At 72.3% G+C, this 10,409-nt stretch carries 9 protein-coding genes; 2 read left to right on the top strand and 7 right to left on the bottom strand.

Features of this window, described 5'->3' with window-relative positions; genetic code table 11:
* Positions 1 to 135 precede the first annotated feature (135 nt).
* The 3 genes from CA983_RS33575 to CA983_RS33565 all read right to left on the bottom strand — a co-directional run bounded on the left by CA983_RS33575 (position 136) and on the right by CA983_RS33565 (position 5,829).
* On the bottom strand, positions 136 to 1,650 hold the full coding sequence (locus tag CA983_RS33575; RefSeq protein ID WP_086604557.1) for a VMAP-C domain-containing protein: 1,515 nt from the start codon (positions 1,648 to 1,650) through the stop codon (positions 136 to 138).
* Between the two features lie 154 nt (positions 1,651 to 1,804).
* On the bottom strand, positions 1,805 to 4,369 hold the full coding sequence (locus tag CA983_RS33570) for a polynucleotide kinase-phosphatase (RefSeq protein WP_086604556.1): 2,565 nt from the start codon (positions 4,367 to 4,369) through the stop codon (positions 1,805 to 1,807).
* Positions 4,366 to 5,829, bottom strand: a complete 1,464-nt coding sequence (locus CA983_RS33565) for a 3' terminal RNA ribose 2'-O-methyltransferase Hen1 (RefSeq protein WP_086604559.1) — start codon at positions 5,827 to 5,829, stop codon at positions 4,366 to 4,368. The genes CA983_RS33570 and CA983_RS33565 overlap by 4 nt, the downstream gene beginning before the upstream one ends.
* Before the next feature lie 162 nt (positions 5,830 to 5,991).
* Between CA983_RS33565 and CA983_RS33560 the strand changes: the two genes are divergently transcribed.
* A complete protein-coding gene (locus tag CA983_RS33560) occupies positions 5,992 to 6,792 on the top strand; it encodes an SAM-dependent methyltransferase (RefSeq protein WP_279628488.1) in 801 nt (266 codons plus the stop codon).
* A 68-nt stretch (positions 6,793 to 6,860) separates the two neighbouring features.
* Here the strand turns inward: CA983_RS33560 and CA983_RS33555 are convergent, their stop codons facing one another.
* Entirely contained in the window at positions 6,861 to 7,784 is a 924-nt protein-coding gene (locus tag CA983_RS33555; RefSeq protein WP_086604554.1) for an LLM class F420-dependent oxidoreductase, read from the bottom strand.
* Between the two features lie 238 nt (positions 7,785 to 8,022).
* Here CA983_RS33555 and CA983_RS46900 point away from each other — a divergent pair, with 238 nt between their 5' ends.
* Positions 8,023 to 8,196, top strand: a complete 174-nt coding sequence (locus tag CA983_RS46900) for a hypothetical protein (RefSeq protein ID WP_010033808.1) — start codon at positions 8,023 to 8,025, stop codon at positions 8,194 to 8,196.
* 44 nt (positions 8,197 to 8,240) lie between these two features.
* On the opposite strand, the gene CA983_RS33545 is transcribed toward CA983_RS46900, so the two are convergent.
* The 3 genes from CA983_RS33545 to CA983_RS33535 form a co-directional block, all read right to left on the bottom strand.
* Positions 8,241 to 8,711 (bottom strand): DUF6099 family protein, encoded by a 471-nt coding sequence (locus CA983_RS33545; RefSeq protein WP_086604552.1) that lies wholly within the window; start codon positions 8,709 to 8,711, stop codon positions 8,241 to 8,243.
* A gap of 221 nt (positions 8,712 to 8,932) precedes the next feature.
* Positions 8,933 to 9,256 carry a nucleotide pyrophosphohydrolase gene (locus CA983_RS33540; RefSeq protein WP_086604551.1) on the bottom strand — a complete coding sequence of 108 codons (324 nt, stop codon included), beginning with the start codon at positions 9,254 to 9,256 and terminating at the stop codon, positions 8,933 to 8,935.
* Positions 9,253 to 10,409 (bottom strand): AAA family ATPase (locus CA983_RS33535; RefSeq protein ID WP_425276494.1); only part of this gene is annotated, 1,157 nt, incomplete at its 5' end. The genes CA983_RS33540 and CA983_RS33535, both read right to left, overlap by 4 nt.

Here is a 10,409-nt window from a genome sequence, read left to right as displayed (position 1 = left end):
CCGCCGCGGAACCTCCGCYAGGGCGGCGGGTCCGGCAGCACGGGTGGGGCGTCCTGCGGGTGTCCGGTGGCGTGGAAGACCCGCCAGTCGTCTGCGGCCGTCCGTTCCTGTGCGCTCATGCCGAAGCCTCCTAGCTCAGCTGGCGAGATCGCCGGGGTCGGTGGTCTGGACGTCGACGACGCGCGTGGGGTCGTCCCAAAGGAAGCCGACGTTCCTTGCCAGGTACTGGACCGCGTCCTCCGCGCCGCTCTCGGCGTTCAGACGCATGCGGTGCATGACGGAAGGAAGCTGTACGGGCATCGTGACGGCCGCGAAGACCGCGGTCACCACCTCGCGCCTCTCCTCTATGAACACGCCTCTGCGGTCCCAGACGGCCAGCCCGATCCCCTCCGCGATCGCCGCTTTGAGTGCCTCCAGGGCGGACGCCCCGCTCGGCGCGTCCAACAGCACTGCCGTACTTCTTGTTTCCCCCGCGAGAGCGATCTGCCACGCGCGCAGCCGCCGGGCGTCCGCTTCTCTCCAGGCGTGCACCGTGATCCCGTGCTGCTTCAGAGCCGCCCAGCGCCGCTGCCACTGCTGCCGGACCACGGCGTTGTCCGTACGCATGCGTTCCAGGCTGCGTAGATGCACTCCGTACCGCAGGCCGAGCGGAGTGGGCTCACCGTCGCCGATGGCGAACGTCAACCCGGCCACATCGTGGTTCATCAGATCGTACGGAAGGAGGAACTCTATGTACGCAGGCGGCTCCTTGAGTCCGCCCGCGTCCGGTTCGCGGGGCACCAGCCAGAGCTGGGTGCCGCGCCGGAGCGCCTTGTCGACCGCTCGGCCGAGGTCGTCCAGGGGGATCGTGTCCGGTTCGCCGGGGCGGGGGTCCCAGCGGCCGGGGGTGGCGTTCGTCCAGGTCCGCACGGTCACGTCGGTGCTGCCGTCCCGGGCCGGCTCGACGGCGACGACGAGGGTGCGGGGGATGTCGGGCGACCACATCACCGCGGCGCGTCTGTCCCGGCGTCTCGCCACTTCGGCGATCAGGCGCGCGCGTACGGCCCAGTCGTCGACCCATGCGGTCAGCGCGTGGCGGTGGTCGACGGTCCGGGCGAGGCGGGCCGCGTGATCGAGGAGGAGGACGGCGGGCGGCAGGCCGTCCTCCTGCACGTTCCATTCGAGGAGGTGCGTGAAGAGCTGCTCGGGGGTGAGTCCGTCGGGCAGGTCGAGGCCGGCGAGTTCCTCGGCCAGCCCGTCCCGTAAGCGTGCGGCGGGCAGGTCGCCGCGGGATAGGGCGACGCGGGCGCTCTTCTCGTCCTCTCTGGACAGCGGCCCGATCAGGGCGGGGGCAGGAGCGATCAGCCGTTCGAGTTCGTCTCCGGCCGGGGCGCCTTCGAGGATGCGGACCACCCCGACCAGTACGTGCTCGCCGCCCGGCACGCTCAACGCGGCGGTCACCAGGCTCACCACGTCCTCACGGAGCCGCACGCCGCGCAGGTCGACCGGCCGGCGGAGCTGGCCTGCGAGCAGACTGGCGAACTGCACCCGGCTCGGCGCGTCCTCCACGCAGCCCAGCTCGCAGAGGACGTCGGTGAGCTGTAACAGCAGCTCGAAATCCGGCTGACGTCCGGGTTCGCCGGACTCGCCGGGCGTCGCACCTGTCTGCACCGACTTTCCCCCTGAGTCGGTTCACCTGCCTAGACCGACCAGCGAAGTTAGCACGGCAACCCACGGTTCACCAGGGACGGTTGGGACCGGGACCACGGCGTCCGGCCGGATCGCGCCGGGGTGGCGCGAGCCGGCCGGACGCCGCCGCACGGGGTCACAGCCGCGGGTCGACCGGCTCCGACTCCAGGGCCAGCACCCCGAACACCGCCTCGTGCACCCGCCACAGCGGCTCGCCCTCGGCCAGCCGGTCCAGGGCCTCCAGACCGAGCGCGTACTCGCGGATCGCCAAGGAGCGCTTGTGGTTGAGGAACCGGGAGCGCAGGCGGGCCAGGTTCTCCGGGCGCGTGTACTCGGGGCCGTAGATGATCCGCAGGTACTCGCGGCCGCGGCACTTGATGCCGGGCTGCACCAGGCGGCCCTGTGCGTCGCGGACGAGTGCGCCGACCGGCTTGACGACCATGCCCTCGCCGCCGCGGCCGGTCATCTCCAGCCACCAGTCGACACCGGCCCGGACGGACTCCGGGTCGCCCGTGTCGACGTAGAGCCGCCGTGTGGTCTGGAGCAGGCCGCTGCCGTCGTGCTCGACGAGCCGGTCGAGCAGGGCGAGCTGCTCGTCGTGCGGCAGGGCGGCCAGGCTGCGGCCCTGGACCGCGAGGATCTGGAACGGTGCCAGGCGGACGCCGTCCAGGCCGTCCGTGGTCCAGCAGTAGCGGCGGTACGCCTCGGTGAACGCGGCGGCGTCGGCGGACCGTTCGCGGGTGCGGGACAGCAGTCCGATCACGTCGACGCCCCGTGCCGCCGCGCCCTCCAGCGCGGCCAGCGCGCCCGGGAAGACCGCGCCGGACGCGGCGCCCACGGCGGCGTACTGCGACCGCAGCAGCCCGGACGCCTTCAGCGACCAGGGCATCAGCTCGGCGTCGAACAGCAGCCAGTCCCCCGCGCCGGAGGCGCTATTGGATGCAGCCAGGTGGTCCCAGAGTCCGGCCTCGTCGATCGCCGTGCGGAGCCGGTCGAGGATCTCCTCGGTGAGGGAGTCGTCGTCGAGGAACGGGCGGCCGGTGCGGGTGTAGAGGGAGCCCGTGGGCCCGTCCACGCCGAAGCGCTTGCGGGCCGTCTCCGCGTCCCGGCACACCAGGGCCACCGCCCGCGAGCCCATGTGCTTCTCCTCGCACACGACCCGCGCGACACCGTCCGCCGCGTACTGGGCGAACGCCTCGGCCGGGTGCTCCAGGTAGCCGTCGACGTGACTCGTGGCCGTCGGGGCCATGGTCGGCGGGAGGTACGGCAGCAGCCGCGGGTCCACCGCGAAGCGGCTCATGACCTCCAGGGCCGCCGCCGCGTTCTCCTCGCGGATCGAGATCCGGCCCTGGTGCCGGGTCTCCACGACCCGGCGGCCGTGCACGTCCGCCAGGTCCAGCGGACGGCCGTCCCGTCCGCCGGGGGCCTCGGCGCGCAGCGGCTTGGCCGGCTCGTACCAGACCCGCTCGGCCGGTACGTCGACCAGCTCGCGCTCCGGCCAGCGCAGCGCGGTGAGCTTGCCGCCGAAGACGGCGCCGGTGTCCAGACAGATGGTGTTGTTGAGCCAGGTGGCCTCCGGGACCGGGGTGTGGCCGTAGACGACGGCCGCCCGGCCGCGGTACTCCTCCGCCCACGGGTAGCGCACCGGCAGGCCGAACTCGTCGGTCTCCCCGGTCGTGTCGCCGTACAGGGCGTGGCTGCGGACCCGGCCGGAGGTGCGGCCGTGGTACCTCTCGGGCAGCCCGGCATGGCAGACGACCAGCCGGCCGCCGTCGAGGACGTAGTGGCTGACGAGGCCGTCGATGAACTCCCGTACCTCGGCGGCGAACTCCTCGCTCTCGCCCGCCATCTGCTCGATGGTCTCGGCGAGTCCGTGGGTGTGCTGGACCTTGCGGCCGCGCAGGTACCGGCCGTACTTGTTCTCGTGGTTGCCCGGCACGCACAGGGCGTTGCCCGACTTCACCATCGCCATCACGCGGCGCAGCACGCCCGGGCTGTCGGGGCCGCGGTCGACCAGGTCGCCGACGAAGACGGCGGTCCGGCCCTCGGGGTGGACCCCGTCGGAGTAGCCCAGCTTGACGAGCAGCGACTCCAGTTCGGCGGAGCAGCCGTGGATGTCGCCGATGATGTCGAAGGGGCCGGTGAGGTGGGTCAGGTCGTTGAAGCGCTTCTCGGTGACGACCGTGGCGTGCTCGACGTCCTCCACACCCCGCAGGACGTGCACCTTGCGGAAGCCCTCGCGCTCCAGGTGCCTGAGGGAGCGGCGGAGTTCACGGATGTGGCGCTGGATGACCCGGCGGGGCATGTCCGCGCGGTCGGTGCGGGCCGCGTTGCGCTCGGCGCACACGTTCTCGGGCACGTCGAGCACGATGGCTATCGGCAGGACGTCGTACTGCCGGGCCAGGTCGATCAACTGGCGGCGCGCGTCCGACTGCACGCTGGTCGCGTCCACGACGGTGCGGCGGCCTGCCGCGAGACGCTTGCCGGCGATGTAGTGCAGGACGTCGAAGGCGTCCTTGGTGGCGCTCTGGTCGTTCTCGTCGTCCGAGACGAGACCGCGGCAGAAGTCGGACGAGATGATCTCGGTCGGCTTGAAGTGCCTGCGGGCGAACGTGGACTTGCCGGAGCCGGAGGCGCCGACGAGGACCACCAGGGAGAGGTCGGTGACGGGCAGGACGCGCCCCTCGCGTACGTCGGTCATGCCGCCTTCGCCTCCTTCGGGGTGGTCTGGGTGAACACGGCCATCTGGGTGGGCGGTCCCACCTCCGGGTCGTCCGGGCCGACGGGTATGAACTCGGCCTCATATCCGTGCCGTTCGGCCACCGCCTCCGCCCAGGCCCGGAACTCCGCGCGGGTCCACTCGAAGCGGTGGTCGCCGTGCCGGACGTGGCCGGCCGGGAGGCTCTCCCAGCGCACGTTGTACTCGACGTTCGGGGTCGTCACCAGGACGGTCCTGGGCCGTGCCGCGCCGAACACGGCGTACTCCAGGGCGGGCAGCCGGGGCAGGTCGAGGTGCTCGATCACCTCGCTGAGCACGGCGGCGTCGTACCCCTTGAGCCGGTGGTCGGTGTAGGCGAGCGAGCCCTGGAGGAGCTTGACGCGCGCGGCCTGCCGCTCCCCCATGCGGTCCAGCTTCAGCCGGCGGGAGGCGATGGTGAGCGCGCGCATCGACACGTCCAGTCCCACGATCTCCGTGAACGCCGGGTCCTTGAGCAGCGCCTGCACCAACTGGCCCTGACCGCAGCCGAGATCGAGCACCCGGGCAGCCCCGGACGCCTTGAGGGCGGCGGTGATCGCCTCCCGGCGCTGTACGGCCAGCGGGGTCGGCCGCTCCTCGGTCTCGGTCTCCGCCTCGACCGCGTTGTCGATCTCCTCGACCTCGCTGTCGTCCGCCTCCGCCAGCCGCACCAGCTCCAGCCGCTCCGTCGCCTGCCGGGTCAGCGACCAGCGGCGCGAGAGGTAGCGGCTGGTGATCAGCTTCTGCTCGGGGTGGCCGGGCAGCCAGCCCTCACCGGCGCGCAGCAGCTTGTCGACCTCGTCGGAGGAGACCCAGTAGTGCTTGGCGTCGTCCAGGACCGGGAGCAGGACGTAGAGGTGGCGCAGGGCCTCGACGAGCGTGCGGTCCGCGGACTCCAGTTCGAGCCGGACGTAGCGCGAGTCGCCCCACTGCGGGAACTCGGTGTCCAGCGGCACCGGTTCGGCCGTGACCGTCCAGCCCAGCGGCTCGAAGAGCCGCCGTACGAGCCCGGGGCCGCCGCGGGCGGGCAGCGCCGGCACCGCGATGCGCAACGGCCGGGGTACGGCGGGCAGTTCGGGCCGGGCGTTGCAGACGCCCTTCATCGCGCTGGAGAACACGCCGCTCAGCGCCACTGCGAGGAGGGAGGATGCGGCGTACGGGCGGTCGTTGACGTACTGCGCGAGTGCCGCGTCCGGGGCGCCGCCCCGGCCCTTGCCCTTGCCGCGCCGGACCAGGGCCACCGCGTCGACCTCCAGCAGCAGCGCCGCCGTGCAACGCTCGGCGTCCGCCTCGGGGTAGAGGACGTGGGCCGTGCCGTAGGACGTGGAGAACGCCTGCGCCTTCTCGGGATGCTTGTGCAGCAGGAAGCCGAGTTCGGTGGCGGGGCGCTCCGGGGTGCCGGTGGTCGTGATGGTCAGAAACACGGTGGGTCGACCTTTGATCAGTGGTCTGAACTGCGGATACGCCCCACCGTACAGAGCGGGCACCGGCAGCACCCGGGAATTTTCGCTAGCCTCCTGATCGACCGGGCGTTCGAGGGGGATTCAGGAAGAGCGCCCACGCACGCGGAGATGCGGAGGCCTCACGTGACAGACGCCGGGACCAGCGGGGGACAGATCGACACCGGCAAACCCCACTCGGCACGCATGTACGACTACTACCTCGGCGGGAAGGACAACTACCCGGTCGACGCGGAAGCGGCCGAGCAGGTGATATCCCTCTTCCCCGCCGCCAGGGAAATGGCGCGGACCAACCGCTTGTTCATGCACCGCGCCTCCCGGCTGCTGGCCGGGCGAGGCATCCGGCAGTTCCTGGACATCGGAACCGGCATTCCGACCGAGCCGAACCTCCACCAGATCGTCCAGGGGATCGTCCCGCAGGCCCGGGTGGTGTACGCGGACAACGATCCGATCGTCCTCCGGCACGCCCAGGCGCTGCTGCACAGCGCGCCGGAAGGAAAGACCGCCTATGTCCACGGCGACGTGCGGGAACCGGGGAAGATCATCGCGGCGGCACGGGAGACCCTCGACTTCACCCAGCCGGTCGCGCTGTCCCTCGTGGCCCTGCTGCACCTGGTGGGCGACGAGGACGAGCCCGGCCGGATCGTCCGCGAGCTGCTCGAAGCCCTGCCGTCCGGAAGCTACTTGACGCTCTCCCACGCGACGGGCGACTTCGACCCGGAGACCTGGGAGCGGGTCGTCGAGGTGTACCGCAAGGGCGGGACGGCGGCGCAGGTGCGCACCCGCGACGAGTTCTCGGCGTTCTTCAGGGGCCTTGAGCTGGTGGAGCCGGGGGTGGTACTGGCCGCTCGGTGGCACCCCGAACTCGGCGAACAGCGCGGGGGCGAAGAGATGCCTCTGTATGTGGCGGTCGGCCGCAAGCCGTGACCGAGGCCGTCCGGCGGATCGCGCTGCTGCCCGATCCGCCGGTCCCTCGCCGTCCTGCCGTGCCCGTCCTACGAAAGCTGGGACTGCACCTGCGAGGAGATCAGCTCCAGGTGGTCGAGGTCGTCCAGGTCGAGGATCTGGAGGTAGATGCGGCTCGCGCCGACCTCGGCGTAGCGGCCGATCTTGTCGACGACCTCGGCCGGGGAGCCCGCCAGGCCGTTGAGCTTCAGTTCGTCGGGCTGGCGGCCGATCGCGGCGGCCCTGCGGGCGACCTCCTGGTCGTCCCGGCCGACGCAGACGACGAGGGCGTTGGAGTAGGTCAGGTCGTCACCGCTGCGGCCGGCCTCCTCGGCGGCGGCACGGACCCGGCCGAACTGGCGCTCGCTGTCCTCGACCGAGGCGAAGGGAATGTTGAACTCGTCGGCGTACTTCGCGGCCAGCCGCGGGGTGCGGGTGGCGCCGTGGCCGCCGACGAGCACGGGGATCTTCTCCTGCGCGGGCTTGGGCAGCGCGGGAGAGTCCGTGAGGTCGTAGTAGGTGCCGTGGAAGTCGAAGGTCTTGCCGAGCTCCGTCGACCACAGGCCGGTGACGATCTCCAGCTGTTCCTCGAGGCGGGCGAACTTCTCCTTGGGGAACGGGATGCCGTAGGCCTTGTGCTCCTCCTCGAACCAGCCGGCGCCGAGGCCGAGCTCGACCCGGCCGCCGGACATCTGGTCGACCTGCGCGACCTGGATGGCGAGCACACCGGGGAGCCGGAAGGTGCCGGCGGTCATCAGGGTGCCGAGCCGGATGCGCTTGGTCTCGCGGGCGAGTCCGGCCAGGGTGATCCAGGCGTCGGTGGGACCGGGCAGGCCGTCCACGGAGCCCATGCGGAGATAGTGGTCGGAGCGGAAAAAGGCGTCGAAGCCGAGCTCTTCCGTGGCCTTGGCCACGGTGAGCAGAGTGTCGTAGGTGGCCCCCTGCTGGGGCTCGGTGAAGATGCGAAGATCCATGCTTCCATCCTGCACGCCGGGGTGCGGGGCGACGAGCTCGGACCCCCGTCCCGTCCGGTCCCCGGTCGGGTGAAATTACGTCCATACCGCGGGTCACGCGTGACCGGGCCAGTGACCGGCCTCGTTGGTGATCGTTGGCTCGGGCGGAGCCGGAGCCCCCGGCTTCCGCACCGGCCGTGAGCGCCGGGGCGTCACCCGCGTCGGCCTCCCCGGGGGGCCAGGGGCCGAGGAGGCCGTCATGTCCGAAGAGACCGTGCCGCAGCAGGGCGGGACCGGGCAGCCGAAAGGGCTGTTGCAGCAGATGGAGGAGCTGATGGCGGCGTTGAACGCGGACCTGTCGGCGCTGGACGCGGATCTCCAGGCGGCGGGGGACGCCGACCGGAGGTCGGGCGAGGAGGAGCAGGTCGGCTGAGCTCTGCTCCCGGGAACGGGCCGGGGTCGGCCTTCGGCGGCCCGCTACCCCGCCTCTCTCTCCGGTAACGCCTGTTCCCGGTCCGCGAGTCTGCGGAGCATTTCCAGGACGCGGTCCCGGGACTCGTCCGCCGCGTCGATGGCCTCCATGCACTGCCAGTACGTGCCCTCGTCGTCCGCGGCGCAGGCGAGGCCCACGAGGGCGATGCCGACCTCGCCGAGGAGACCACCGAGGTACATCAGGGTGTGGCGGGCGTCGCCGAGCTCGGTGAGCTGGCCCGCCCGCAGCTCACCGGGGGCCAGTTCGGGCGGGTCGAGGACACCGCAGCCGCGGCCCGCCAGCTCGGTCAACCCCAGTGCCTCGCCTCGCAGTTCGGGCGGGCCGGCGACCGCGAGGCGACTCCCTATCGCCTGCGCCAGGGCCTGCGCCTGCCACACCTCGGCCAGGATCCCCGGCACGTCACCGCCCGCCGCCAGGGACCGCCTGCTCGTCACGATGAGCCGCACCGCGTCCATGCGCTGCCCCCGTCCTGTCCGACGCGCTCCGCGCGTCCGTCCACCCGAACTCCCTTGTTCACTACCCAGAGTGAAGGGCTGTGAGACGAAAAGCCAGAGGAAGACGGAAATCTGCGGACAACAATTCTGATTCGGGCCGTGTTTTGATTACGCAGAGTACAAGTGGACTGTGTGGCTCCTGGCGTGGACTGTGCGACTCCTCAGAGTGGGCTGCGCGACTCCTAGATCGGGAACCTCCGCTCGTTGCGGTCGATCTTCGCGTCCAGCGCCGCCAGCGGATCGATGCCGAGCACCTCGCACAGCTGGAGCAGATACGCGAGCACGTCGGCGACCTCGTCGGTGACCCGGTGGGCGGTGTCCGGGTCGGCCATGACGCGGGCCGACTCCTCGGGCGTCAACCACTGGAAGATCTCGACCAGTTCGGATGCCTCCACGCTGAGCGCGGCGGCCAGGTTCTTGGGGGTGTGGTACGGCTGCCAGTTCCGCGCGGCCGCGAACTCGGCCAGCCGGCGTTGCAGTTTCGCCACGTCGAGAGGTTCTGTCACGGCTCCAGGTGTACCACCGTGACGCCGTCCGTTCCGGCGGCCCACGACGCGTCGCTCACCGCGCCGGCCAGCCGGATGTGGCCGCGTTCGCACATGCGGGCCGCGAGCCGCAGCAGTTCGCTCCGCTGGCCGGGGTCGAGTCCCCGGTCGAGGCCGTCGGCGAGCACGGTGAGGGTCTGGAGGGCGGCGGGCACCTCGCCGGCCGGGTCGACCTCCAGCACGCCGGGTCCGGTGAGCAGCACCAGTGCGAGCGCCACGTATCTCAACTCCCCGTCGCCCAGCCGGCGGAGCTCCGTCCGGATGCCGTCGCCCCGGTCCAGCGCCGCCCGCACCGTCCCGTCGGCCGACGGGACGGCGAGCACGTCCGCCACCGGCCCGGCGCAGCCGGCGCGCACCGCCGCGACGAACTGCGTGTGCCGCCGTGCGCACTCGGCGCGGGTGCGCCACAGGACGTCGGCGAGGTTGCCGCAGCCGCCGAGCAGCCGCCCGGAGCCGGCCGGTACGGGGCCGCGCATCCGGCCGGGGTCGGGATCGCACGCGAAGACGGAGCGCAGGGCGACCACCATCTGCTCCGCGGCGGCCAGCACTCTGCGCTGCCCGGGCGTCCGGCCGGCCACACGCAGCGGCAGCAGGGCGGTGCCGAGCCGGTCGTCCGGCAGCGGGCCATGGGGCACCGGTGTCGGCCCGGCCGTGTGCCAGGCGGCCTGCACGGCGCACTTGCCGGGGTCGCGCAGGGCGGTCTCCAACAGGACCAGTCCGCCGGCCGTCAACCGCTCGCCCACGACGCGCAGCCGGGGCTCGGCCTGCACGGCGAGGTCGAGCCGGACCGGGCCGGCGGGCCCGTCGGCCGTGCAGCCGATGCGGAAGCCGCGGCGGCGCTGCGCGTCGGGCCGGGCCCGCTCCGGTACACAGCCGACGGGGTCCGGGAACACCTCGCCGAGCGCCGCGCCTCCCCCGAGCCGGGCGAGTGCCTCGTACGCGCGCAGCGCGCTGGACTTGCCGCAGCCGCTGGGCCCGGCGAGGAGGGTGAGCGGGCCGAGCGGGAGTACGGCGCGGCGGTGGCCGGCGAACGCGGACAGCCGCAGCTCGGTGATGCGCGGCCGCTCGGGGTGCGCGGGGCCGCCCGTAGGCGGGCCGGGCTGCGCGAGGGGGG

Source organism: Streptomyces swartbergensis, assembly GCF_002148965.1.
Classification (GTDB): domain Bacteria; phylum Actinomycetota; class Actinomycetes; order Streptomycetales; family Streptomycetaceae; genus Streptomyces; species Streptomyces swartbergensis.
The sequence above is the reverse complement of the archived record's forward strand: the minus strand, read 5'-3'. Positions and strand labels throughout refer to the sequence as shown.

Excerpts from the sequence above, each read along its gene's own strand:
- CA983_RS33555 (WP_086604554.1), bottom strand. The coding sequence starts at position 7,784 with ATGGATCTTCGCATCTTCACCGAGCCCCAGCAGGGGGCCACCTACGAC.
- CA983_RS46900 (WP_010033808.1), top strand. The coding sequence starts at position 8,023 with ATGTCCGAAGAGACCGTGCCGCAGCAGGGCGGGACCGGGCAGCCGAAA.
- CA983_RS33545 (WP_086604552.1), bottom strand. The coding sequence starts at position 8,711 with ATGGACGCGGTGCGGCTCATCGTGACGAGCAGGCGGTCCCTGGCGGCG.
- CA983_RS33570 (WP_086604556.1), bottom strand. The coding sequence starts at position 4,369 with ATGACCGACGTACGCGAGGGGCGCGTCCTGCCCGTCACCGACCTCTCC.